This window comes from Streptomyces flavotricini (genome assembly GCF_020639365.1).
In the GTDB taxonomy this organism is placed as follows: domain Bacteria; phylum Actinomycetota; class Actinomycetes; order Streptomycetales; family Streptomycetaceae; genus Streptomyces; species Streptomyces flavotricini.
Genome location: NZ_JAINUL010000001.1, coordinates 7,706,237 through 7,729,506, shown reverse-complemented (window position 1 = coordinate 7,729,506; position 23,270 = coordinate 7,706,237). Strand labels below are relative to the sequence as shown.

At 74.3% G+C, this 23,270-nt stretch carries 21 protein-coding genes and 1 pseudogene; 7 read left to right on the top strand and 15 right to left on the bottom strand.

Features of this window, described 5'->3' with window-relative positions; all coding sequences use genetic code 11:
* The first annotated feature begins 11 nt into the window (after positions 1–11).
* A complete protein-coding gene (locus tag K7B10_RS35350) occupies positions 12–227 on the top strand; it encodes a hypothetical protein (RefSeq protein ID WP_229342995.1) in 216 nt (71 codons plus the stop codon).
* On the opposite strand, the gene K7B10_RS35345 is transcribed toward K7B10_RS35350, so the two are convergent.
* The 7 genes from K7B10_RS35345 to K7B10_RS35315 form a co-directional block, all read right to left on the bottom strand.
* Complete coding sequence (locus K7B10_RS35345; protein WP_229342993.1) at positions 224–643, bottom strand: hypothetical protein; 420 nt, start codon at positions 641–643, stop codon at positions 224–226. The two genes, K7B10_RS35350 and K7B10_RS35345, sit on opposite strands and share 4 nt — an antisense overlap.
* 90 nt (positions 644–733) lie before the next feature.
* Complete coding sequence (locus tag K7B10_RS35340) at positions 734–2,029, bottom strand: MFS transporter (protein ID WP_229342991.1); 1,296 nt, start codon at positions 2,027–2,029, stop codon at positions 734–736.
* 86 nt (positions 2,030–2,115) lie between these two features.
* Positions 2,116–4,140: a prolyl oligopeptidase family serine peptidase gene (locus K7B10_RS35335; protein ID WP_229342989.1), complete on the bottom strand. Its 2,025-nt coding sequence runs from the start codon at positions 4,138–4,140 to the stop codon at positions 2,116–2,118.
* A gap of 95 nt (positions 4,141–4,235) precedes the next feature.
* Entirely contained in the window at positions 4,236–5,867 is a 1,632-nt protein-coding gene (locus K7B10_RS35330) for a glutamate synthase subunit beta (protein ID WP_229342987.1), read from the bottom strand.
* Between the two features lie 44 nt (positions 5,868–5,911).
* A complete protein-coding gene (locus K7B10_RS35325; protein ID WP_229342985.1) occupies positions 5,912–6,790 on the bottom strand; it encodes an alpha/beta fold hydrolase in 879 nt (292 codons plus the stop codon).
* Positions 6,791–6,803: 13 nt separating this feature from the next.
* Positions 6,804–7,580, bottom strand: coding sequence for a DUF4037 domain-containing protein (locus tag K7B10_RS35320; protein ID WP_229345668.1), 777 nt, complete (start codon positions 7,578–7,580; stop codon positions 6,804–6,806).
* 78 nt (positions 7,581–7,658) lie between these two features.
* Positions 7,659–8,120 carry a MarR family winged helix-turn-helix transcriptional regulator gene (locus K7B10_RS35315; protein WP_229342983.1) on the bottom strand — a complete coding sequence of 154 codons (462 nt, stop codon included), beginning with the start codon at positions 8,118–8,120 and terminating at the stop codon, positions 7,659–7,661.
* Between the two features lie 59 nt (positions 8,121–8,179).
* Between K7B10_RS35315 and K7B10_RS35310 the strand changes: the two genes are divergently transcribed.
* Positions 8,180–9,124, top strand: coding sequence for an alpha/beta fold hydrolase (locus tag K7B10_RS35310; protein ID WP_229342981.1), 945 nt, complete (start codon positions 8,180–8,182; stop codon positions 9,122–9,124).
* Here K7B10_RS35310 and K7B10_RS35305 read toward each other — a convergent pair.
* Positions 9,103–9,384 (bottom strand): DUF6225 family protein, encoded by a 282-nt coding sequence (locus K7B10_RS35305; protein WP_229342979.1) that lies wholly within the window; start codon positions 9,382–9,384, stop codon positions 9,103–9,105. The two genes, K7B10_RS35310 and K7B10_RS35305, sit on opposite strands and share 22 nt — an antisense overlap.
* 98 nt (positions 9,385–9,482) lie before the next feature.
* On the opposite strand from K7B10_RS35305, the pseudogene K7B10_RS35300 reads away from it, so the two are divergent.
* Positions 9,483–9,839: pseudogene (locus K7B10_RS35300) on the top strand (amidase family protein); the annotation flags it as partial.
* A gap of 306 nt (positions 9,840–10,145) precedes the next feature.
* Here K7B10_RS35300 and K7B10_RS35295 read toward each other — a convergent pair.
* Positions 10,146–11,129: an aldo/keto reductase gene (locus K7B10_RS35295; RefSeq protein WP_229342977.1), complete on the bottom strand. Its 984-nt coding sequence runs from the start codon at positions 11,127–11,129 to the stop codon at positions 10,146–10,148.
* Between the two features lie 101 nt (positions 11,130–11,230).
* Here K7B10_RS35295 and K7B10_RS35290 point away from each other — a divergent pair, with 101 nt between their 5' ends.
* Positions 11,231–11,818, top strand: a complete 588-nt coding sequence (locus K7B10_RS35290) for a TetR/AcrR family transcriptional regulator (protein WP_229342975.1) — start codon at positions 11,231–11,233, stop codon at positions 11,816–11,818.
* Positions 11,819–12,010: 192 nt separating this feature from the next.
* Here the strand turns inward: K7B10_RS35290 and K7B10_RS35285 are convergent, their stop codons facing one another.
* Positions 12,011–12,601 carry a TetR/AcrR family transcriptional regulator gene (locus K7B10_RS35285; protein WP_229342973.1) on the bottom strand — a complete coding sequence of 197 codons (591 nt, stop codon included), beginning with the start codon at positions 12,599–12,601 and terminating at the stop codon, positions 12,011–12,013.
* A gap of 66 nt (positions 12,602–12,667) precedes the next feature.
* Here K7B10_RS35285 and K7B10_RS35280 point away from each other — a divergent pair, with 66 nt between their 5' ends.
* Positions 12,668–13,159, top strand: a complete 492-nt coding sequence (locus K7B10_RS35280; protein WP_229342971.1) for a DUF3995 domain-containing protein — start codon at positions 12,668–12,670, stop codon at positions 13,157–13,159.
* A 550-nt stretch (positions 13,160–13,709) separates the two neighbouring features.
* Here the strand turns inward: K7B10_RS35280 and K7B10_RS35275 are convergent.
* A complete protein-coding gene (locus K7B10_RS35275) occupies positions 13,710–15,353 on the bottom strand; it encodes an isovaleryl-CoA dehydrogenase (RefSeq protein WP_229342969.1) in 1,644 nt (547 codons plus the stop codon).
* Entirely contained in the window at positions 15,337–15,951 is a 615-nt protein-coding gene (locus K7B10_RS35270; protein WP_229342967.1) for a TetR/AcrR family transcriptional regulator, read from the bottom strand. Before K7B10_RS35270 ends, K7B10_RS35275 begins: the two co-directional genes overlap by 17 nt.
* Positions 15,952–16,195: 244 nt before the next feature.
* Here K7B10_RS35270 and K7B10_RS35265 point away from each other — a divergent pair, with 244 nt between their 5' ends.
* Positions 16,196–16,753: a DUF3291 domain-containing protein gene (locus K7B10_RS35265; RefSeq protein WP_229342966.1), complete on the top strand. Its 558-nt coding sequence runs from the start codon at positions 16,196–16,198 to the stop codon at positions 16,751–16,753.
* A 64-nt stretch (positions 16,754–16,817) separates the two neighbouring features.
* On the opposite strand, the gene K7B10_RS35260 is transcribed toward K7B10_RS35265, so the two are convergent.
* Together K7B10_RS35260 and K7B10_RS35255 are read right to left on the bottom strand one after the other, a co-directional pair.
* Entirely contained in the window at positions 16,818–18,137 is a 1,320-nt protein-coding gene (locus tag K7B10_RS35260) for a cytochrome P450 (protein ID WP_229342964.1), read from the bottom strand.
* A gap of 237 nt (positions 18,138–18,374) precedes the next feature.
* Positions 18,375–19,748: an MFS transporter gene (locus K7B10_RS35255; RefSeq protein ID WP_229345666.1), complete on the bottom strand. Its 1,374-nt coding sequence runs from the start codon at positions 19,746–19,748 to the stop codon at positions 18,375–18,377.
* A 209-nt stretch (positions 19,749–19,957) separates the two neighbouring features.
* Here K7B10_RS35255 and K7B10_RS35250 point away from each other — a divergent pair, with 209 nt between their 5' ends.
* Positions 19,958–20,875 carry an MmyB family transcriptional regulator gene (locus K7B10_RS35250; RefSeq protein WP_229342962.1) on the top strand — a complete coding sequence of 306 codons (918 nt, stop codon included), beginning with the start codon at positions 19,958–19,960 and terminating at the stop codon, positions 20,873–20,875.
* Positions 20,876–20,902: 27 nt separating this feature from the next.
* On the opposite strand, the gene K7B10_RS35245 is transcribed toward K7B10_RS35250, so the two are convergent.
* The gene (locus K7B10_RS35245) at positions 20,903–23,179 is read right to left on the bottom strand and encodes a HelD family protein (protein WP_229342960.1); all 2,277 of its coding nucleotides are present in this window, start codon (positions 23,177–23,179) and stop codon (positions 20,903–20,905) included.
* Positions 23,180–23,270: the final 91 nt, after the last annotated feature.

The following is a 23,270-nucleotide window of genomic DNA, read 5'->3' as shown; positions in this document are numbered from 1 at the left end:
AGGTGAGCAGGGTGGCGACTCCGACTCCGGCCCAGTTCCGGGCCGTCCACGGCGACATGGGGCGGTGGCAGTCCGTCGACTTCGAGGTGTACGAGCACCTCGTGGAGAACCAGTACGTCGTCCGCCCGCTGCCCCGGCCGGGACCCGGCGACCGTCTGCCCCGCCGTGCCCAGGACCCGGCGGCCGGACCCGGATCGCCGGACCAGGACGTGTCCGGATCTCCCTAGCGGGAGGCCCGCCCGGGGCGCGGAGCGGCGAGCAGCCGGGCTCCGCGGACCAGGCCGTAGGTGCCCAGCGCAGCCACCGGGACGGCCGTGACGGCGACCGCGGCCCACTCCTGCGCGTAGTGCACGGCCTGGGTGGGCGTCCGCTCGAAGGTGATCATCGGGCCGTAGGTGTAGTAGCCCCAGATCATGAGCAGCTGGGAGAGCACGGCGCGCAGGACGGCGTGCACCGCCGTCGGCGCCGTGGCCGAGACCAGCAGCACGACGGCCGCGTACGGCACGTAACCGGAGGCGAAGCGGCTCGCCGAGGTCACGTTCAGCCCGTCGCCGTCGCCCGCGACCGCGATCCACGCGGACAGGGCCCCGGCGGCCAATGCCACCAACACCGTGACGGCCGGTCGCTGCGCACCCCTCTTCATCCCGTTCTCCTCACGTGCCCGTGCGTACCCGATCTCCTCCACCCTCCGTCGCGGGCATGCGCGGACAATGACAGGAAGATGACCGTTTCGTCACGAGGTGGGCGTGGGGAGCGGCTCCGTCTCCTTCGCGGCCTGGTCCTTCTCGGCGCGGCGCCGCAGCGCGTCCTCGTCCGTGTCCGCGTCGTACGTCACCAGCTTGGGCAGCGCCACGGTGAGGGCAGCCACCGCCGCCACGCACATCAGACCGCCGCTCCAGAACGCCGACCGCGTACCCGTCCAGCCCGCGACCGTGCCCGCCCGGACCTGGCCCAGCTGCGGACCCACGCTGTACGAGAGCACCTCGATGCCCGCCAGCCGCCCGCGCAGCTCCTCGGGGATGGTCTGGTTCCAGATCGTCGCCCGGCCCAGGCCGCTCAGCATGTCGCCGGCGCCCGCGACCGCCAGGCACACCAGCACCACCCGGATGTCGGTGAACCAGCCGGTCGCCGCGATCGCCGCGCCCCAGACCGCCGCCCCGCACACGACGAACAGGCCGTGCCGCCGCACCCGGGAGGTCCAGCCACTGGTCATCCCGAGGACCAGGGAGCCCACGGCGCCCGCCGAGTACATGAGGCCCAGCGCCCACACCGCGTCGAGCTCGTCCGCGAGGAAGGGGAAGATCGTGTTCGGGAAGGCGAAGAACATGGCCGCCAGGTCCACCGCGTAGGTGCCCAGCAGCACCGGCCGGCTCCACGCGTAGCGCGCGCCCTCGGCGATCCCGCGCAGCGAGGGCCGTTCCGCGTCCGACGAGGGTGGCGCAGGGGCCAGCCGCGTGCACAGGATCACGGACAGGACGAAGCCGGCGAGGGTGATGCCGTAGGCGGCCGGGTAGCCGGCATAGGCGACGACGAGGCCGGCGAGCGCCGGTCCGGCGATCGCGCCGATCTGGTAGCGCAGCGCGTTCAGGGCGGCGGCCGCGGTCATCTGCTCGTGGGGCACGATGCGCGCCATCATCGAGTCCAGGGCCGGGCGCTGCAGCCCGGCCAGTGCCGAGACGCCGGCCGCGACCACGTACAGGGGCCCCAGCAGCGGGTTCGGCAGCAGGGAGTTGACGAGCAGGATCAGGGCCAGCACCCCGAGCCCGGCCTCGCTCAGCATGATCATCCGACGCCGGTCGATCGCGTCGGCCAGGGCCCCGCCGTAGAGGCCGAAGACGACGAGCGGGACGAGTTCCACCGCGCCCATCGCACCGACCGCGAGCGGCGAGTCCGTCAGGTGCTTGATCTGGAGCGGCAGGGCGATCATCGCCATGAAGGACGTGAAGAACGTGACGGCGCCCTGGAAGAAGAGCAGGCGGAAATCGCGGCTGGACCGCCATGGGGACAGATCGGGAAGCAAGCTGGACAAACGGGTGCTACTCACAACGGATCATCGTGAGGGAACCGCCAGCGCCCGGGCAACGCATTTTCGTACCCGGGCGCTGGCCGGGCCGCTCAGGCCTGCTCGCCGCCCAGGTGCTGCCACAGGAACGTGTACGAGAGCGCCTGGTTGACGGCCGCCTGTTCGTTGTCGCTGGCTCCGCCGTGGCCGCCGCCGGTGTTCTCGTGGAAGAGCACCCGGTGTCCCAGTTCCCGCAGCCGGGCGGCCGTCTTGCGGGCGTGGCCGGGGTGGACGCGGTCGTCGCGGGTGGAGGTCATCAGCAGCATCGGCGGGTACGGCCGGTCCGCGGCGAGGTTCCGGTACGGGGAGAGGGCTTCGAGGTGGGGCCGGTCCGCCTCGCTGTCGGGATCCCCGTACTCGGCGACCCAGGAGGCCCCCGCGAGCAGGCGGTGGTAGCGGAGCATGTCCAGGAGCGGCACCTTCGCGACGACCGCGCCGAACAGCTCCGGGTGGCGCACCAGCATGGCGCCCATGAGCAGGCCGCCGTTGCTGGCTCCGGTGATGCCGAGCCGCTCGGGGGTGGTGATGCCCCGGGCGGTGAGGTCGGCGGCGACGGCGGCGAAGTCCTCGAAGGCCCGGACCCGGTGCGCGCCGAGGGCGGCCCGGTGCCAGGCGGGGCCGTATTCGGAGCCGCCGCGGATGTTGGCGACCGCGTACGTACCGCCGCGGGCGAGCCAGGCCCGGCCGGTGAGCGGGCTGTAGCCGGGGGTCTGCTGGTCCCGGAAGCCGCCGTAGCCGTAGAGGAGCGCGGGGCCCGGCCGGTCCTGGCCGGCGGGGCCGACGACGAAGTACGGGACGCGCGTACCGTCCGCGGAGGTCGCGAAGAACTGCCGGACCGACAGGCCGCGGGCGTCGAAGCGGACGGGAGCCTGCTTGAGCGGCTCGGAGTCGGCGCCGATGTGCCCGTAGGCGAGCGTGGAGGGCTGCAGGAAGCCGTCGACGTTGAGGAAGTACTCGTCGCTGACGTCCGGGTCGGTGTCGGTGACGGTCGCCGACGACAGCGCCGGCACGTCCGCGAGCGGCCGGCGGCTCCAGCCGTCCGGACCCGGGGTGAGGACCTCGATGCGGGTGGCGACGTCGGCGAGGGTCTCCAGGATCAGGTGGTGGCGGGTCCAGCTGTGCCCGGCCAGGGCGGTGCGCTCGTCGGGCGCGAAGAGCACCTGCGCGGTGCGGTCCCCGGCGAGGAAGGCATCGAAGTCGAAGGCGAGGAGCGAGCCGGCCGGGTGGCCGAGCCAGGGGGTCTTCGGGGTGACGATGAGCCACTGGCGGTGCGCGTACTTCCCGGCGTCGTCCGGGGCCTCGATCTTCACGAGCCGGTCGCCGTCGGCGAGCAGGTACAGCTCGGCGTGGAAGAAGTCGATGTGGCGGGAGACGAAGTCGCGCTCGTGGCCGGGGGTCGGGTCGTGCCAGCCGGCGGCGGACACGTCCCCGGGCTCGGCCTCGAAGACGACCGCGGCGTCCGTCACGGGGGTGCCCCGGCGCCAGCGCCGGACCGTGCGGGGGTAGCCGGAGGCGGTGAGCGAGCCCGGTCCGAGGTCGGTGCCGAGGAAGACGGTGTCCTCGTCGATCCAGCCGATCCGGGTCTTCGCCTCCTCGACCCGGAAGCCGCCGTCCCCGCCCCCTACGAAGGCGCGCCCGTCGAGGTCGAACTCGCGGACCACGACGGCGTCGGAGCCGTCCCGGGAGAGCTGGACCAAGGCGCGGCGGTGATCCGGGTACCGCACCCGGGCGCCCGCCCACACCCACTCCTCGCCCTCCCGCGCGGCGAGGGCGTCGATGTCGAGGAGCACCTCCCAGGCGGGGTCGTCCTTGCGGTACTGCTCCAGTGTCGTACGCCGCCACACGCCCTTCGGGCGGTCCGCGTCCCGCCAGAAGTTGTAGAGGTGCGCACCGCGGCGGGCGGTGTACGGGATGCGGTCGGCGTCGTCGAGGACCTGGCGCAGTTCGTCGCGCAGCGCCTCGAAGCGCGGGTCGGTGGTGAGCGCGGCGGCGGTCTCCGCGTTCCGCTCCGCCACCCAGGCCAGGGCGCTCTCGCCCTCGACGTCTTCCAGCCACAGGAAAGGATCTTCAGCAGTCACCCCACGATTGTGCAGCCCCGCCGGGCGGCCCGGAGCCGCATCGCGCGGAGCGGGGCTGCGGGCCGGCGGGTCGGCCGGGTTCCGGCGGGGGCCGGTCAGGCCGACAGCGGGCGGTCGTGGGCGCCCACGGGAGCGGGCAGCGCCGTGGAACCGGTGAGGTAGCGGTCCACGGCCGCTGCCGTCGCCCGGCCTTCCGCTATGGCCCACACCACCAGGGACTGGCCGCGCCCGGCGTCGCCCGCCACGAAGACCCCGTCGGGGCGGCGGCGGGAGGGCCGCTGCTCCCCGGGCCTACCCCAGGCCGGTGGCGCCGTCGGGGCCTCGGCCCAGGGCGGCGCCTCGGCCTTCGCGGGACGGCCCGCCGGTGGCGCGGACGCTCCGGTCATGTCGGACGCGCCGGATCGGCCGGGCGCGCCGAGGGCCGCGTAGTCCGCGTCCCGGGCGAAGTTGCCCCGGTCGTCCCGGGTGAGCCCGAGCTGTTCGCCGAGCCGGCAGGCCCGATCGGGTCCGGAGAAGCCGAGCGCCAGCAGGACCAGCCCGGCCTCGATGACCCGCTCGGTGCCGGGCATGGGCCTGCGCCCCACGGCCTCCACCGCCGTCAGGTGCAGGGCCCGTACCCGGCCGTCCGCATCGCCCTCGAAGTGCACGGTCGCGCTGGAGAAGAGGCGCGGATCGGTGCCGTGCCGCCCGCGTGCCTCCTCGTGGGCGTGGGAGATCCGGTACACCTGCGGGTGCACCAGCGGCCACGGTTCTCCCTCGGGCCGGTCGGGGCCGGGCTCGGGGCGGATGTCGAGCTGCACCACGGAGAGCGCGCCCTGGCGCAGGGCGGTGCCCAGACAGTCCGAGCCCGTGTCCCCGCCGCCGACGATCACCACGTGCCGACCCTCGGCGGTGAGCGCGGGCTCCGCGCAGTCGCCCTCGCCGACCCGGTTGGCGCAGGTCAGGTAGTCCATGGCCTGGTGGATGCCATGCAGTTCACGGCCCGGCGCGGCCAGTTCCCGGCGCTCCTCGGCCCCGACGGCGACGACGACCGCGTCATGGCGGCGGCGCAGTTCGGCCGCGTCCACGCGGCCGCCGATGTCGGCGTCCGTACGGAACACGGTGCCCTCGGCCCGCATCTGGGCGATCCGCCGGTCCAGGTGGGTCTTCTCCATCTTGAAGGCGGGGATGCCGTAGCGGAGCAGGCCGCCGATGCGGTCGGCCCTCTCGTAGACGACGACCGTGTGCCCGGCCCGGGTCAGCTGCTGGGCCGTGGCGAGCCCGGCCGGGCCGGAGCCGATGACGGCGACGGTCTGCCCGCTGAGCCGGCCGGGCGGCGCCGGCGGGGCGTAGCCGAGGGCCCAGGCCTGGTCGGCGATGGTCTGTTCGACGTTCTTGATGGTCACGGGGTCGGCGTTGATCGCCAGTACGCAGGAGTCCTCGCAGGGGGCCGGGCAGAGCCGGCCGGTGAACTCGGGGAAGTTGTTGGTGGCGTGCAGCCGCTCGGACGCGGCCCGCCAGTCGCCGTGCGCGGCGTAGGCGTTCCACTCGGGGATGAGGTTGCCGAGCGGACAGCCGCCGTGGCAGAAGGGGACTCCGCAGTCCATGCAGCGGTTCGCCTGCTCGGACACCAGGGGCAGCAGCGTCTGCCCGGCGTGCACCTCGCGCCAGTCGCCGAGCCGCTGGTCCGCGGGGCGCGAAGGCACGGGGTTCCGGGGGGTCCGGAGGAACCCGTACGGGTCGGTCATACGCCGCCTCCCTGGTCACAGGCGGACACGACGGTCAGACCAGGTTACGCCGGGTTCCCGCCCTGAGCCGTGGCCAGGAATTCCGTGGTCGCCGCGATGGACCGCTCGGGGTCGTCGAGCCACGGGGCGTGGCCGGCTCCGGGCTGGGCGAGGAGCCGGCCGTGCGGGAACGGGGCGGCGTACTCGGCCGCGGCGGACTGCGGCAGTGATACGTCGAACCCGCCCGCGAGGACGAGCACGGGGCGCCGAGCCCCGCGAGTGCCTTGCGGGTGGTGTCGGGGTCGAAGGCGCCTTCGCCGGCGTAGGCGGCCGCCGCCTCGGCGTTCTTCTGGGCCTCGTCGGCGGCGTCGTAGGCGCGGGCCGCGTCGTCCCAGCGGCCGTGGAGGAAAGGGGGCGATCGCCTGCCGGCTGCCGGCGGTGCCCCGGCCGGCCGCGACGGCTTCCAGGGCGGCGTACGCGTCCGGGTACCAGGGCTCGCTCCGGCGCACGCGGGCGGTCTCGAGCCGGGCCTCGCCGGTGATCGTGATGCCGGCGGCCATGACGCTCGGGGTGAGCAGGACGAGCTTGCCGACGCGCTCCGGGTGGCGGCCGGCGTACAGGACGGCCAGGTTCGCGCCGGCCGAGTGTCCGAGCAGGTCGATCCGGTCGAGACCCAGGTGCGCGCGCAGTGCCTCGGCGTCCTCGACCTGGCGGTCGCAGCGGTAGGAGCCGGTGTCGGCGGGCAGCTCCGAGCGGCCCGTGCCCCGGAGATCGAGCATGATCAGCTGCCGGTGCGCGGAGAGTCCTCCGAGCTCGCCGAGGTAGGCGGAGTCCCGCATCGGCCCGCCGGGCAGGCAGACGAGCGGCGGCCCGTCCGCCGGGCGGGCCGGCGCGGCGAGCGGTTCGCCCCGTGCCGCCTCGGTCCGCGCCGGAGGCGAGCGCACCCCGCAGCGGTGGTCAGAGGCCTTCGCGGGCTTGCGCGATCAGGGTGCGGGCCTGCGCGACGGTGGTCGTCAGCTCCTCGGCGGTCGTGCCGGGCGCACCCAGCAGGCCGCGGACGCGACGCCCGAAGTCGGCGGGTGCGCCGGGCAGTGCCTCGGCGACGGCCAGCGCGCCCTTCTCGTTGAGGCACCAGCGGCGGTCCGCGGCGAACAGCGCCTGCACCAGCACGCCCACCGCCCGGGACAGGCACAGCGATACGTACAGGGCGTCCCCCCGGGCCGCGCCCTTCGCCGCTCCCTCGACCAGGAACTCCGCCTCCCAGGCAGCCGCCGTCAGCGCATCCCGCAGCGGTTCGGGGTAGTCGGCGGTCCGCCGCCGGAGGTCCGCCAGCTCGCCCGTCGGATCGGCGAGCACCTGCCCGAGCGCCACCTCGCCCGCGTAGCAGGGCGACCAGAACCCGAGCGGGTGCCCGGCCTGTACGCCGATCTCGTACCGGCCTTCACGGCACTGCTCCCACACCTGCCCGACCCGGTCCAGATCCCGCAGGATCCAGTCCACGGCGGTCCCCTCGACCCGCAGCCACGCGCCGCCGTTGACCCAGGGGCCCCAGCCGCCGGGCGCGGCCACGTCCACTCCGGGCCCGGCCAGCGTGCGCAGCGCGTCGAGGTCGAGGGCGCCTCGGTAGTAGACGCCGAGGTCCCAGTCCGATCCGGGCCGGTGTTCTCCGCGCGCCCGGCTGCCGCCGAGCATCACGCCCACCACACCGGGTACCCGGGTCAGGCGCTCCGCCATGTCCTTGATGATCGTTTCCACGGCGCGAGTCTCGCACCGCACGCCCGCGCCGGGCCATCGCGTTCCGGCCGGGCGACCCTACCCGCCTTTGCCGACGGGGTCGGCGGCGTCCAGGGCCGCGGTCAAGTAGCGCCGTACGACGTCCAGTTCACCGGGCGTGAACTCCTGGGCGGCGTCGACCAGGCCACCGATCAGCGGACCGAAGAAGGACCAGCCCAGCTCGACGGCCTTCGGCTCCACCACGAGCAGGATCCGGCGCCGGTCCCGCTCGTCGCGGCTGCGGCGGACCAGGCCCAGCCGTTCCAGCCGGTCGAGGAGCGCGGTGGTGCCCGCCGAGTTGAGCCGCAGGGCCTCGCCGAGCCGCCCCGGGGTGACCACCTCCCCCGCCCGGTCGGCGTCGAGCAGCCTGATCAGGGCCCTCAGATCGGTCGGATGCAGACCGCTGCGCGCCGCGAACTCGGCGCCGCGCAGGTGGAGTTCCACCGTGACCGCGCGCAGGAGGTGGACCAGCCGCATGGCGGGGGTGTCGTCATCGCTCACTCGACTATTCTCTCGCCGAACGAGATAATCGGTCAACGAGACGATATCCGGGGGCCGTCGTGACCGCATCCGCATCCGCATCCACACCCGCATCGCCAGAGTTCTTCGCCGCCTACGAGGCGCTGCTCGCGCGCTGGCCGGCCGGCACCGCCGAGATCGATGTCCCGACCCCGTACGGAACGACCCGCGTCCACGCGTACGGGCCGGCCGGAGCCCCTGCGGTACTGCTCCTGCACGGCGGCGGCTCCACGGGCGCCGTCTGGTACGCCAACGCCGCTGCGCTCGGCGCCCACCACCGGGTGCTCGCCGTCGACGTCCTCGGCGACGCCGGCCGCAGTGTCCGTGCCGGCCGCCCGCTGCGCACCACCGCCGACCTGATGGGCTGGCTGGACGCGCTCCTCGACGGGCTCGGCCTCCGGTGCGCCCACCTGCTGGGGCATTCGTACGGCGCCTGGATCGCCCTGACGTACGCCCTGCGGGCGGCCGGGCGGGTCGACCGGCTGGTGCTCCTCGACCCGACCCGGTGCTTCGCGGGCTTCCGCCCCGGATTCCTGCTGCGCTCGCTGCCCGTGCTGGCGTGCCCGCGGATGTCCCGCGTACTCGCGTACGTCGACCGGGAGGCGGCGGGAACGGACACCGATGCGGACTGGAAGCGGCTGTTCGCGTTGGCGGCCTCCGACTTCGCGGACCGGAAGCTGATCGTCGGCCGCCGACCGGACGCCCGGGCGCTGAAGGCCCCGCTGCTGGTCCTGCTCGCGGGCCGCAGCGGCGCCCACGATCCGGAGAAGGTCGCGGCCCGCGTCCGCGAGGCCGTACCGCACGCCCGGATCGAGAGGCTCCCGCGGCTCACCCACTACGCGCTGCCCACGGCGGCGCCCGCGGAGACGAACCGCCTGGTCTGCGAGTTCCTCAGGGCCGATCCGGACGACCCGCGCGGTCCGGCCGACCCGGATGTTCCGGATGTTCCGGCCGACCGGGGAGGTCAGTCCAGGTCGAGGTGGTAGGCCCCGGCCGCGGCGTCGGCGAACAGCGTGAACTGGACGCGATGACCGGGTTCGCCGTCGTGGTCGCCCTCGCCGTCGCCGTCGACGTCCACCTCGACGGGCTCGGCGTCCACGAGGACGTACTCCCCGTAGCCCTCGAAGTCCCCGGGGCCGTCCGCGACGCCGATGTGGATCGGGGTCTCGTCGGGCAGCGCTGCCAGCACCTCGCGGAGCCGTCCAGCGGTCCACACCTGCGGATTGTGATCGAACATGTCAGCCATGCGGCGACATTAGAGCGCGAAGCGTGCACCACGGCCACGGCGCGCCGGGCGGTTCCCCGCATCCGCGACGACCGTCACCCGGAGTGCGTCCGGCGACGGCCCGGCTGCGCGCGGCGGGAGCCGTGCCGATCGGACGCGCCACCGTGGCCACCCCGGTCCGGGCCGGGATGCGCACCGGCAGCGAGCTGTTCGGCGGCAGCGTCAACCCGTGGGACCGCGACCGGCCCCCGGCGGCGGCAGCGGCAGCGGCAGCGGCAGCGGGGGCGACGCGGTGGCCGTCGCAACGGGTTGGGTGGCGCTCGGACTCGGCGGACCTCCGCGTCCTCGGCCCGGACGGCCCCGGCACGGCGTCACGGATGCCCGTCACGGGAGGGCCTGCGGCGCGGGCGGTGGGCGGCCTGCGGCCGGCGTACGAGGTGCTCGCCGGGACCGATCCGCACGACCCGCGGGCCGTACGCGAATCGCGTGACGGGCCGGGCCGGGCCGCGAGCACGTAGCGGCGGGTGGCGCCTGTGCACCGCGACCGGCTTCGCGGGCGTCCCGGCCGTGGCCGTGCCGACGGGTCCGGCCCAAGGCCTCCCGTGCGGGGTCCGGATCGTCGGGCGCGTTCCGGGAGGAACTGTGCCTGGACGCCGCGCCGCCGGGGCGATCGGGAACCGTCTCGGCGCCTCACCCCGCCGGACCCCTCGGGTGAAGGCCCCTGCCGGGTGCCGCCGGTGCACCCACCGGCGGCACCCGGCCGCCCGCCGCGGCCGCACGCGTCAGCCGTTCAGGGACTTCATCAGCTCCGGGGCGTAGCGGTCGCCCGAGACGACCCCGTGCGGAGCCACCGCCTCGATGGCGGCCAGGTCCGCGTCGGTGATCGTCACCGCGGTGGCGGCGACGTTCTCCTCCAGGTACCGGCGGCGCTTCGTGCCCGGGATCGGCACGGCGCCCTGGCGCAGGGTCCAGGCCAGGGCCAGCTGCGAGGGGGTGACGCCCTTCTCCGCGGCGAGGCGGCGGACCTGGTCGACCACGGCCAGGTTGCGGTCGAAGTTCTCGCCCAGGAAGCGGGGGTCCGTACGGCGGAAGTCGTCCGCCGCGAAATCGTCCGGGCTGGTGATCGCGCCCGACAGGAAGCCCCGGCCGAGCGGCGAGTACGCGACGAGCCCGATGCCGAGTTCGCGCAGGGTGTCGAGGACCCCGTCGTACTCGATGCCGCGCTCGAAGAGGCTGTACTCGGTCTGTACGGCGGCCAGCGGGTGCACGGCGTGGGCGCGGGCGATGGTGGCGGGCGCGGCCTCGCACAGGCCGATGTGGCGGACCTTGCCCGCGGCGACCAGTTCGGCCATGGCCCCGACGCTCTCCTCGATCGGGACGTTCGGGTCGACGCGGTGCAGGTAGTACAGGTCGATGTGGTCCGTGCCGAGGTGGCGCAGGGAGCGGTCGGCCGAGCGGCGGATGTACTCGGGGGTCCCGTTGTGGCCGCGGAAGGCGCCCTCGTCGGTGAACTCCACGCCCGTCTTCGTGGCGAAGACGGCGGCGTCGCGGCGGCCGGCGAGCGCCTTGCCGAGGAGCCGTTCGTTCAGGAAGGGGCCGTACCCCTCGGCGGTGTCGAGGAGCGTGACGCCCAGCTCCAGGGCGCGGTCGATGGTGGCCAGGGACTCGGTCTCGTCGGTGGCTCCGTAGTGGGCGCTCATGCCCATGAGGCCGAGGCCTTCGGCGCCGACCTCAAGACCCTGTCCGCCCAGTGCGCGAATCTCCATGGTGCTGCTCTCCTCTGCAAGTAACTAACTGGATAGTTCGACTATGCATCCGCCTCGCGCCACATGTCAATAACCAGATAGTTACTTGCTAGGCTGCGCCCATGGCACGGGATTCCAGCGCGACCAAGGCACGCCTGCTCGACGCGGCCTTCTCCGAATTCGCCGCGTACGGCATCGCCGGCGCGCGGGTCGACCGCATCGCCGAGGCCGCGCAGGCGAACAAACGGCTCATCTACGTCTACTACGGCAACAAGGAGCAGCTCTTCGACGCCGTGCTCCAGCGGGCGCTGGAGACCGGTTCGGAGTCCGTCCCGTTCGACGCCGACGACCTGCCGGGGTACGCGGGCGCCGTCTTCGACCACCTCGTCGCGCATCCGGCCCTGATGCGGCTCGTGGTGTGGAAGCAGCTGGAGCGGCCGGGCGCCACGGACGCGGAGGGGGCGTCCTACCGCGGAAAGATCGCGGTGGTGGTGGAGGCCCAGCGGACGGGGCGCATCGACGCCGCGCTGGACCCCGCCGACATCCTCACGCTCGTGTTGGGCCTGTCCCAGGCCTGGTTCGGCGCTGTGGGCGGGCCGGCCGCGGGCGGCGCGGGCACCGGCTGGACGCCCGAACGGCTGGCCCGGCACCGTGCGGCGGTGGTCGAGGCCGTACGCCGCATCACGGCGCCGCCGCAGGACACTCCCTGAGGGATGGCACGCCCGTCGTGGTGGCGCCCGCCCATCGGGTTGGCCCCGTCACGGAGGCGTCCGCCCGTCGCGGTGGTGTCGGCACCGGTGCGCGCCGGCCGCCTCCGGCGTGACCGGCACGGGCCGACGGGCCCGCCGGCGCGCCGGGATTCCCCGCCCCGCCCCCGCACCCCCGGGACGGGCCCGGGTCCCCTACGGGCCCGGCGGGGACGGGGGCGTCAGGATCATGCCGACGAGGTGGTCCAGCGCCGGCTGCGCGTCCGGGTCCTCCGGCAGCACCTCGGGGGCCGTATCGGGGGCGGTCCTGCGCAGTTCCAGCCAGCCCAGGTAGGCGGCGTACCCGGCCAGGGCGCGATGGCGGGCCTCCTGCGGGCCGAAGCCCAGCCCGCCGAAGATCTCCGCGAGGAAGTCGAGCCGGCTCCGGGTGACCCGGGCGACGACCTCGGCGACCGCGGGGTGGGCGGTGTGCGCGACGAGCGCCGGCTCCAGCCCGGCGATCTCCTCGGAGCCCAGCGCGACGGCGAACAGCATCCGCGCCCGCGCCCACGGATCGCCCTCCTCCCGGACGGCGGTGACGACCTCCGCGGTGGCGCGCCGCTCCCACGTCTCCAGGGCGGCCACGAGCAGGGCCTCCCGGTTCTCGAAGTGCCAGTAGAAACTGCCGCGGGAGACCGCGAGTTCGCGGGCGAGCACGTCCACCGCCACCGCCGCGAGACCACCCCGGGCCAGCGCGCGCAGCGCCGCCGCCGTCCACTCCTCCTTGGTCACTCTCCCCTTGGCCATGTTCCGTACAGTACTGTACGGAACATCCATACAGAGCTGTACGGAACTGGGGAGAGGGGTGCCGGCATGAGCGCCATGACAAGGCGGACCGGTGCGGAGCACACGGGAGCCGGGGTGCGGGGTGCGGCGATGGCGGCGGCCGGAGGGTTGCTCGCCGCGGGCGCACTGCACGCGGTGTGGGTGTTCTCCCCGTGGCCGCTGGACTCGCGGGCCGAGTTCGCGGCCGTGGTGGTCGGGGTGGAGGAGGAGCAGCTGCCGTCCGGGCCGCTGACGCTCGCGGTGGCTGGCGCGCTGGGCGTCGCGGCCGGGCTGGTGGCGACCGGGGCCCGGCCGGAGAGCCGGTTCGGGCGGTCCCGGCCGGTACGGGCCGGGCTGTGGGCGGTGTCGGGAGCGATGGCGGCACGCGGGTTCGGCGGACTGGCGGGCTCCGGGCTCGGGCTGTGGTCCAAGCCGGCCGAGTTCCGCCACTGGGACCTGCGGCTCTATTCGCCGCTGTGCGTCGCGCTGGGCGGGCTCACCGGGTACGTGGCCCTGCGCACCCGGCGCCGCCAGGCCTGACCGGCGAGCGGCGCGGCCGCGAACGACCGCCGGACCGGGCGGCGACCGGGCGGCGGACCCACCGCAGCAGGGCCGCGCACGACGTGCGGAGCCGCTGCAGCCGGGTCGCGCACGGGGCCGGAGCCCCCGGCTCCGGCCCCCTGCGGACCGGCAGCCCCGAGGCGGCGAAGCGACTGCGGGGCGGCCCGCGAGCGATCCCCGACCGAGCGCCCCGGCTCATGCCCCCGAGCCGGGAGCCGGAAGGCCGCGGAACCGACCGCGGCGGGGCTGCGGACCGGAGCGGCGAGGCTGCGGACCCGCTCCGGTGGGCCCAACGGCCGGCCCGCGGACCGGCCGTCGCGGAGCCACGCACCGGCCATGGCGGGGCCGGTCGACCGGCCCCCGGCAGGACCGCGGCGGGCTCCCGGACCCGCTCGGAGCGGACCGGCCGTGGCAGGACCGCGGCGGGCTGGCGGATCCGCTCCGGCAGGCCCGCGGACCGGCCGTCGGCGGGGCCTGCTCGCCCGGCAGGCCCGCGGACCGCGCGGCAGCGCCCGCCGGAGCGCCTGCGTCAGGGGCTCGGGGCGTCCGCCGTCCGCACCCGGGCCAGAATGGTCTCCGTATCCACGCCCGTCGGGAGCGTCCCGTACGCGCCGCCGTGTTCGCCGCCCAGGCGGGAAGCGCAGAAGGCCTCCGCCACCGCGCCCGGGGCGTGGCGCAGCAGCAGCGATGCCTGGAAGGCCAGGGCCATCGTCTCGGTGAGCTGCCGGGCCCGGTACTCGGCCTCGGCCGGGTCGGCCAGCTGCTTGTGCAGCCCGGCCACCGCCGCGTCCAGGTGCCGGTCGGCGCCCGAAGCCCGCCCGACCTCCTCGAAGAACGCCTCGACGGTCTCCGGCTGCCGGGCCATCGCCCGCAGCGAGTCCAGGGCCGCGACGTTGCCGGAACCCTCCCAGATCGACGACAGCGGGGCCTCCCGGTAGAGGCGCGGCATGCCGGAGTCCTCGATGTAGCCGTTGCCGCCCAGGCATTCGAGGGCTTCGGCGGCATGCCCGGGGGCGCGCTTGCAGACCCAGTACTTGGTGACCGCCAGCCCCAGCCGGCGCAACAGGGCCTCGTCCTGGCTGCCCCGGGACACCCGGTCCGTGGCGCCGGCGAGGCGCAGGGCGACGGCGGTCGCCGCCTCGGATTCGAGCGCGAGGTCGGCGAGGACGTTGCGCATCAGGGGCTGGTCGATGAGCGCCTTGCCGAACGCCCGCCGGTGCGTGGCGTGGTGGACGGCGCGGATGGTGCCGAGCCGCATGCCGGACGCCCCGCCGAGCACGCAGTCGAGCCGGGTCATGTTGACCATCTCGATGATGGTCGCGACGCCGCGCCCCTCCTCCCCCACCAGCCAGCCGAAGGCCTCGTCGTACTCGATCTCGGCGGAGGCGTTGGAGCGGTTGCCGAGCTTGTCCTTGAGGCGCTGGAGCAGCAGCCGGTTCCTGGTGCCGTCGGGCAGCACCCGCGGCAGCAGGAAGCAGGAGAGCCCGCCCGGCGCCTGAGCCAGCGTCAGGAACACGTCCGACATGGGCGCGGAGGTGAACCACTTGTGCCCGGTCAGCCGGTAGGTGCCGTCCGGGGCCGGGACGGCACTGGTGGTGTTGGCCCGTACGTCGGAACCGCCCTGCTTCTCGGTCATCGACATGCCCGCGATCAGGCCCTGCTTGGTGTCCGGTCGGCGCAGCCCGTAGTCGTACGTGCGGGAGGCGAGCAGCGGCTCCAGCCACGCGGCGAGCTCCGGGGTCGCGCGGAGGGCGGGTACGGCGGCGTACGTCATGGACACCGGGCAGGAGTGGCCCGCCTCGACCTGGCCCCAGACGAGGAACTTCGCGGCCCGCGCGACGTGCGCCCCGGCCCGGTCGTCGGCCCAGGGCGCGGCGTGCAGCCCGTGGGAGACGGCGGTGCCCATCAGCTCGTGCCAGTACGGGTGGAACTCCACCTCGTCGATCCGGTGGCCGTAGCGGTCGTGGGTGCGCAGCACCGGCGGGTTCTCGTTGACCACGCGGCCCCATTCCGCGGCCTGTTCGGAGCCGGCGAGGGCGCCGAGCCGGTGCAGCTCGGGTATCGCCCACGCGGCGCCCTCCCGGGCGACCGCCTCCAGCAGGGCCGGGTCGGCGGCCCCGTCGTAACCGTGGTGCGGGGGCACCTGGTTGGTGACCTCATGCGTCTGCGGCATCGTGTCCTCCAAGGGCACGCAGGGTGAAGGCGATCAGGCCGGGGATGACGTCCCCCGGGGCCGCGTCCCCGTCGGCCAGCGGCCCGACGAGCGCTTCGGCGATCGCGCCGACGAGCGCGGCGGCAGTCAACTCGGGTGATTGCGCGGGGAGTTCTCCGCAGGCCACGCCCGCCGCGATCTGTCCGGCGTAGACGTCGCGGAACGCCCGCCGGAAGAGGAGCCGTTCGGCGTCGACGGCGGGGTCGGCCGGCTCCGCCAGCAGGGCGAAGGCCCGGCGCGGCGCCTGCAGCGCCCGGTACGCGAAGGTCTCGACTGCGGCGGCCACCCGCTGCGCGGCCCCGCCCGGGCGCTCCGTCGCGGCGGCCACGGCCTCCAGCTCCCGGGCCACCAGCGTGCGGAAGAGCGCGGCGGCCAGCTCGGACTTCCCGGAGAACGACTGGTACACGCTGCCGGTGGAGATCCCGGCCTCGGCGGCGATGGCCGCGACCGAGCAGCCGCCGTACCCCTCCCGGGAGAGCAGGTGGACGGCGGCTTCGAGCACCCGGTCCCGCCGGGCGTCGAGGCGGGCCTGTACGGAGGGCGGGCGACGGTAGGGCACGGAAGGATTGAAGCACCGATTCACTGCTTCACACCAGACCCGGGCGGCCCCGGCACACTCTTCGCGGTGATCAGCGGTGCGCCCGTCGAGCCTGGCCGGACCGGAGTGCGGACGGGGTCCAGGAGGGCAGTCGGACAGGGAAAGCGCAACTTCGACATGGGCCGCGGAGGCGGCTAACTTCACCTGGTCCTCGGCGATCGCCACGGTCGCGCAGGAATTCCTTCAGGCAATCAGGGAGAGACGCGTGCCCCATCTTGCGCTTTACACGTTCGGCGTCTTGAAGTCACCTCTCGCCGATCCCGCACCGCTCACGCGCGAGTTCTACGACATCGGCGAGGCCGTCTACCGGAGGATCAGCCAGTACCCCGGGTACCTCGGGCGTGCCGAAACGGCAGGCGGTGATCGCGGCATGCTCTTCGAGGCGGACTGGGGCGCATGGGGAGAGTTCGCCGTACCGGCCTGGTACGGCAAGGGCCGTACGGTGGAGACCACCGCCCTGGCCACGACCCTCTCCCTCTGGACCGATCTGCGCCCCGCCCTCGACGCCGTCTACACCGGTATGCACCGGGAGGCGCTGAACAGGCGCTACGACTGGTTCGAGAGGACAGGGCACCCCAATTACGTGTTCTGGTGGGTCCCCGACGGGGTGATACCCACGTGGCCGGACGGGGTTTCCAGGCTGGAGCACCTCCACGACCACGGCTCCGCTCCGCACGCCTTCACCTTCCACCACTCGTTCGCCCCGGACGGAACTCCGGCCGGGATCAAGGGCATCGGGCCGAAGGGCGACCAGTCTCACTGACAAGGAAGCCCGAACGACCGGGCCCGCCGTCGAACACCTCGATCGACTTCGCGGAGCCGATCACTCACCGCAGCGTCGCAGGGGTGGGGCCGTCGGGGCGGACGGTGATGCTGTACGCGGCCTTCGCCGGGACGGAGTGGAAGGCCGGGACGTGGACCGGCAGCAGGTGTTCGAGGAGGACGGTCGCCTCGCGGAGGGCGAACTGGAGGCCCAGGCAGGCGCGGGGGCCGATGCCGAAGGGGAGGTAGGCGCCGGGGTGGGTGGGGCGGCCGTCCGGGGTGGTGAAGCGCCGGGGGTCGAACCGATCGGGGTCCGGCCACAGTTCGGGGTCGCGGTGCGTGAGGTACGGGCAGACCACCACGTCGGAGCCCGCTTCCACGGCGTAACCGGTCATGAAGTCGGCCTCGGCGGCGTACCGGGGCAGGATCCACGCCGACGGGTAGAGCCGGAGCGTCTCGTACACCAGGGCCTGGACGGCTCGGCGGCGTTCCGCCGAGCCCGGGGCGCCCGCCGCGAGGGCCTCGTCGCGGGCCGCGGGGTGCCGGTCGAGCAGCAGGTACAGCCAGGTCAGGGTGGTGGCGGTGGTCTCGTGGCCGGCGACGAGCAGCGTGATCAGCTCGTCGCGGATCAGCCCGTCGGTGTACTCGGGGCGTTCGCCGGACACGCCGATCAGGAGGTGCAGGAGGCCCGGACCGTCGGGCCCGGCCCCGCCGGTGCGGGCGGCCGCGATGGCACGGTGCGCGACGCCGTCGATCCTGGCGAGGTCGGCGGCGACGGCGTCCCGGGCGTCGGCGGTGCCGGCCGGCAGGGTCGGCATCGCGGCGACCACGGCGGCCACTGAGCCCAGTTCGCGCTCGGTTCCGTCGTCGAGGGGATGTCCGGTGAGGGAGCGCCAGATGGTGTCCAGGGCGAATCGGCGCATCTCCAGGCCGATGTCGAGCGGCTGACCCGTGCGGGCGCAAGCGGACCAGCGTTCGGCGGTGACCCGGGCGGCCTCCGCGATGCGCCGCTCGTAGCGGCGCATGCCGGTGCCGGTGAACTGGGACTGCAGCAGCCGCCTTTGGCTCTTCCAGGCCTCGCCGGTGGCGGCGAGTACACCGTCGCCGATCAACAGGCGTGCACGGTGGGATCGTTTGACGTACCGGTCGGGGTGCAGGGCCAGCACGTGCCGGACCGCCCCGGGGTCCGTGACCAGGACCGTGGGGCTCGGGCCGAGGCGGAACGCCGCGACCCCGCCGAGCCGTTCGCGCACCAGGGCCAGCAGATCCACCAGTTCGCCGCCGTCGGAGCGCCACCGCTCCACGAGGGCGGGATCCAGCTCGGGGACCGGCCGCCCCGTACGGGCGGCGGGCGGACGGGGATCGAAGCCGGCTTCGGTCGCCACGGATCTTCTCCTGTTCGGCCGCTGTACCCGGCCCCTGACGGAGCGCCGGCATCACGGACTGTACGGGAGTCGACGCGCTTCGTGACACCCCGCCCTGCTCGGGGTGCCGGGCTCCGCACCACCCGCCGAACCCGCCCTCCCGGAGGGGGCGGGACCCCGGGGAGGCCGGGCCGGGGCGAAGGTCACGGGGCGAAGGTCACGGGCGAAGGTCACGGGGCGATGGTCACGGGGCGATGGTCACCGCACCACCCGCGGCAGGCGCAGGCTCAGGAGCGCCGTCAGGGCGATCATGCCCAGCTGCACCAGCAGGGTGACGGCGAGTGCGTCCCGCATGCCCGCCGACGGGACGAGGGCGAGGAACAGGCTGCCGAGGGTGGCGACGCCGAGGGCCAGCGCCGACTGCTGCGTGGTGATCATGACCCCGCCGCCCACGCCCGCCCGGTCGGCCGGCACGTCGGACAGCATCAGCCGCATCAGGACGGGCAGTTGGAGTCCCTGACCGAGGCCGGCGACGGCGACGCCCGGGGCGAGGGAGATCAGCCCGAGGTCCGGCCAGCCGCGCAGCACTTCGAGGATGAGCAGGGTGACGCCGACGGCCTGGAGGACGCCGCCCGCCGTGACGACGCGGCTGCCGAACCGGCCGACCAGTCGCGGTCCGGCGAGCGAGGCCGCGAAGAAGGCCACGGCCATCGGCACGAGCGCGAGCCCCGCCTCCACCGGACCCATCCGCAGCCCCTGCTGCAGGACCACCGCGATGACGAACATGAAACCGCTGAAGCCGATCGAGAACGGCACCAGCAGGGTCAGGCCCCGCCGCAGCGACTGCAGTCGCAGCAGGCTCGGCGGCACCAGCGGGGTGCGGCCGAGCCGGTCGGCGCGGCGCTCGGTCCGGTAGAAGGCCGTGGCGGCGAACGGGAAGACGGCGAGCGAGACCCAGGTCCACAGCGGCCAGCCGGCGGCCCGACCCTCGGTCAGCGGCAGCAGCAGGGACACGAGGGACAGGGCGAGCAGCAGCGTCCCCGGTACGTCGACCGAGGCCGGCCGGTCCGAGCGGGTCTCCGGCACGGCACGGGTGGCGAGCACCAGCCCGAGGACCACCACCGGCACGTTGACCAGGAACACCGAGCGCCAGCCGAAGCCGGCGATGTCGGCGGCGACCAGGACGCCGCCCAGGATCTGCCCGGCGACCATCGACAGCCCGGCGGTGGCCCCGTACAGGCTCATCGCCCGGGCCCGGCGCGGTCCCTGGGTGGTCGCCTGGATGGTGGCGAGGACCTGCGGCAGCATCAGCGCGGCCGCGGCGCCCTGCGCCACCCGCGCCCCGACCAGGGTCCAGGCGGTGGGCGCCAGCCCGCAGAGCAGCGAGGTGACGCCGAAGGCGGCCATGCCGATCAGGAAGAGCCGGCGCCGTCCGGCCGTGTCGCCGAGGCGGCCGCCGAGGACGAGGAGCACGGCGTACGCGACGCCGTAGCCGCCGACGATCAGCTCCAGCGTGGCGGGTCCGGCCGCGAGGTCGCTGTCGATGGCGGGCAGCGCCACGTTGACGATGAAGAAGTCGATCAGGGGCAGGGCCGCGCCGAGCAGCACGGTGAACAGCCCGAGCGGGCCCATCGCCGCCGGGGCGGGCCCGGGAGGTGCGGCCGGGGCCGGGCCGGAGGCCGGGCGGCCCGCCGGGGCGGAGGGGGAGGGACGGGTGGTGCGTACGGTTGCTTCGCTCACAACGGAAACGATCACCTCTCGCTCAGCCTGGTACCAGAGTCTTCTTATCCTGGTACAAGGAATACCTGGCAACGGGATGAGCGGTGCGGCACCCTGGTTGCATGACCACTGTTGCCCCCGACAGCGACGTACGCCGGCACGAGCTCGCCGAATTCCTGCGCAGCCGCCGGGAGCGGATCACCCCCGAGCAGGTGGGGCTGCCGCGCGGCCGCCGCCGGCGCACCCCGGGGCTGCGCCGCGAGGAGGTCGCCCAGCTCTCCGCCGTCGGCGTCACCTGGTACACCTGGCTGGAACAAGCCCGCGAGATCCAGGTGTCCCCACAGGTCCTGGACGCCCTGGCGCGCGCACTGCTGCTGGACGCCAGCGAGCGCACGCACCTGTTCGCGCTGGCCGGCAGCCTCGATCCGGCCCCGCACGCGCCGTGTCCGAGCGTGACCCCGGCACTGCGGGCGATGCTCGACCAGCTCGGGCCGATCCCGGCCTGCATCCAGAACAGCCGGTACGACATCCTCGCCTACAACTCCGCCTACGGACGGCTGCTGTGCGACCTGGACGCGCTGCCGCCCGAGGACCGCAACTGCCTGTGGCTGGCGTTCACCAACGCGGACTGGCGGGCCTCGATGGCCGACGTCGCCGAGGTGAACCGCACGATCGTGGCCAAGTTCCGGGCGGCGATGGCGGAACACCTCGCCGAGCCGGCCTGGAAGGCCCTGCTGGCGCGGCTGGAGGCCCGGTCGCCGGAGTTCCGCGAGCTGTGGGCACGGCACGAGGTGCTCGGCCTGGGCGCCAAGACCAAGTACGTCCGCAACGCACACGTCGGCCTGCTGCACCTGGAGCACACCAACCTGTGGCTCGGGCCGGCGGCGGGCCCGCGCCTCGTGACGATGGTGCCGGTCGACGAGGAGAGCCGGGCGGGCCTGGAGCGGCTGGCGGGGCTGGATCTCACGGACCGCCGCCGGCGCCCGGAGCCCCTGGAGCCGTCGGAGCCGCTGGAACTCCTCGCACCGGCCGCGGCCTGACGCACCCCGCCCCCTCCACCGCTCCGCCTACCGCCGCTCGGCCAGCCCCTCCGGCAGCCGGCCCGTGTGCAGCACCCCGAGGGTCTGCGTGGCCCGGGTCAGGGCGACGTACAGGTCGCTCGGCTCGTGGTCCGCGGGTTCCACGACGATCACCGAGTCGAACTCCAGCCCCTTGGCCTGGCGCGGGTCCAGCAGGACGACCGGCCGGGTGAGGTCCGGCTCCTCCCCCGCCCGTACGCCGGGCAGCGCGGCCGCCAGCGCCCCGTGCAGCGGGCGCGGCGCGATCACCGCCAGCCGGCCGCCCCGCACCTCGGCCGGAGCGCCTTCGCGCACCGCGTCCGCGACCGCGCCGGGGAGGTCGTCCGTCTCCCGCACCCAGGGCCGCCGCCCTGTGGACCTCACCGAGCTCGGCGGCTCGAATCCGGGGTGGCGGGCCCGGAGCACGGCGGCCGCGAGGTCCATGATCTCGGCGGGCGTACGGTAGTTGACGCCGAGGCGGACCAGCTCGAAGCGGTCACCGACGTACGGGTCCAGGATCCGCTTCCACGATCCGCAGCCGGCCTCGTCGCCGGTCTGGGCCGGGTCGCCCACCAGCGTCATGGACCGGGTCGGGCAGCGCCGCATCAGCAACCGCCAGGCCATCTCGGACAGTTCCTGCGCCTCGTCCACGATGACGTGCCCGAAGGCCCAGGTGCGGTCGGCGGCCGCCCGCTCGGCCGCACTGCGGTGGTCGGCCTCCTCCTGCCGCTGCGCCATCCGCTCGGCGTCGATGATGTCGTGCGCGGCGAGGAACTCGTTCTCCATGTCCTCGAATTCGTAGGACTCGGAGCCCTGCGACAGGTCCAGGACGCCCTGCGCGTACGCGATGCGCTCCTGTCGTTCGCGCTCCTCGGCGGCGCGCTCCGCACTGTCGTCGAAGCCGAGGAGCTCGGCGGCCTCGTCGAGGAGCGGGATGTCGGCGGGTGTCCAGTCCTCCGTCGTACGCCGGATCAACTCGGCCTCGTCGGCCGGGAGATGAGTGGGTTCGGCGAAAAAGTCGGCGATGAGCTGCCGGGGCGTGAGGGGCGGCCAGAGGCTGTCGATCGCGGCGTGCACCTCGGCACTGGTCGCGATTTCCTTGCCGAGCTGCGCGATGTCGTCGGCGCCGAGCAGGTTGGGGCCGCCGTACGGGTCGGCCCCGAGCCGGTCGGCGAGCTGCTGCGTGAGGGAGTCGATGACGCGGAAGGCGAAGTACGGGCGGGCCAGGTTGTGCGGCAGTCCGGTGGCGCGGGCCCGGTCGCGGGCCTCGTGGGCCATGGTCCGGTCGAGCCGCAGGGTGCCGTAGTCGTCGTGGTCGATCTCCAGGGCCGGCTCCGGGAGCACGGCGCTGTCCTCGCCGCTGCCGGCGGGGACGGTCTCCGGCAGCGCCTGCCGGTCGCGTACGACGAGGGCGAGCACGTCGGCCATCCCGGCGCGGCCCTTCACGGCGGCCGCGCCCGGCCGGTCGGTGCCGGTCGCACGGATGCCGGGGAACAGCTCGCCGAGGGTGGAGAGCAGGACTCCGGTCTCGCCGAGGGAGGGGAGGACCTCGCCGATGTAGCCGAGGAACGCCGGGTTGGGTCCGACGATCAGCACGCCGCGCTTGGCGAGCAGCTCGCGGTGGGCGTAGAGGAGGAAGGCGGCCCGGTGCAGGGCGACCGCCGTCTTCCCTGTTCCCGGACCGCCCTCCACCACCAGTACGCCTCGGTGGGGCGAGCGGATGATGCGGTCCTGCTCGGCCTGGATGGTCTGGACGATGTCGTGCATGCGGCCGGTGCGGGCGGCGTCGAGCGCGGCGAGCAGCACGGCGTCGGCGTCGGCCCCCTCGTGACCGGTGCGCTCGGTGTCGGCGAGGTCGAGGATCTCGTCGTGCAGGGCCGTGACCTCACGGCCGCGGGTGGTGATGTGGCGGCGCCGGCGCAGGCCCATCGGGAAATGCCCCGTGGCGAGGTAGAACGGGCGTGCCACCTCGGCCCGCCAGTCGAGGACGAGGGGCGTGCGGTCCGTGTCGTCCTGCCTGATTCCGATCCGGCCGATGTGGTGGTCCTGACCGTCGGAGAACTCGAGACGGCCGAAACACAGACCGTTCTCGCCGGCGTTCAGCGCGGAAAGCAGACCGGACTGCTCGGCGACGACCACGTCCCGCTCCAGCCGCGCCTGAAACCCGGCGCCCGTTTCCGACAATGCCTGCTGAACGGCCAGTTCGGCCTGGTCGCGCAGGCCGTCCAGGCGCGCATAGAGCGCGTCGATGAATTGCTGCTCATTACGGAATTCCACGGTTGACAATTCCACTCCCGACCCGATACGATGTCCCCGTAAAGCTTCTTCACGCCCCCCCCCATCCTCAAGGCGTGAAACATCAAATATACGCAGACGA

What these genes read in the sequence shown, in the direction of transcription:
- K7B10_RS35345 (WP_229342993.1), bottom strand. Translation starts at nt 643, where the DNA reads ATGAAGAGGGGTGCGCAGCGACCGGCCGTCACGGTGTTGGTGGCATTG.
- K7B10_RS35330 (WP_229342987.1), bottom strand. Translation starts at nt 5,867, where the DNA reads ATGACCGACCCGTACGGGTTCCTCCGGACCCCCCGGAACCCCGTGCCT.
- K7B10_RS35320 (WP_229345668.1), bottom strand. Translation starts at nt 7,580, where the DNA reads ATGGCGGAGCGCCTGACCCGGGTACCCGGTGTGGTGGGCGTGATGCTC.
- K7B10_RS35305 (WP_229342979.1), bottom strand. Translation starts at nt 9,384, where the DNA reads ATGGCTGACATGTTCGATCACAATCCGCAGGTGTGGACCGCTGGACGG.
- K7B10_RS35295 (WP_229342977.1), bottom strand. Translation starts at nt 11,129, where the DNA reads ATGGAGATTCGCGCACTGGGCGGACAGGGTCTTGAGGTCGGCGCCGAA.
- K7B10_RS35290 (WP_229342975.1), top strand. Translation starts at nt 11,231, where the DNA reads ATGGCACGGGATTCCAGCGCGACCAAGGCACGCCTGCTCGACGCGGCC.
- K7B10_RS35285 (WP_229342973.1), bottom strand. Translation starts at nt 12,601, where the DNA reads ATGGCCAAGGGGAGAGTGACCAAGGAGGAGTGGACGGCGGCGGCGCTG.
- K7B10_RS35280 (WP_229342971.1), top strand. Translation starts at nt 12,668, where the DNA reads ATGAGCGCCATGACAAGGCGGACCGGTGCGGAGCACACGGGAGCCGGG.
- K7B10_RS35275 (WP_229342969.1), bottom strand. Translation starts at nt 15,353, where the DNA reads ATGCCGCAGACGCATGAGGTCACCAACCAGGTGCCCCCGCACCACGGT.
- K7B10_RS35255 (WP_229345666.1), bottom strand. Translation starts at nt 19,748, where the DNA reads ATGGGCCCGCTCGGGCTGTTCACCGTGCTGCTCGGCGCGGCCCTGCCC.
- K7B10_RS35250 (WP_229342962.1), top strand. Translation starts at nt 19,958, where the DNA reads ATGACCACTGTTGCCCCCGACAGCGACGTACGCCGGCACGAGCTCGCC.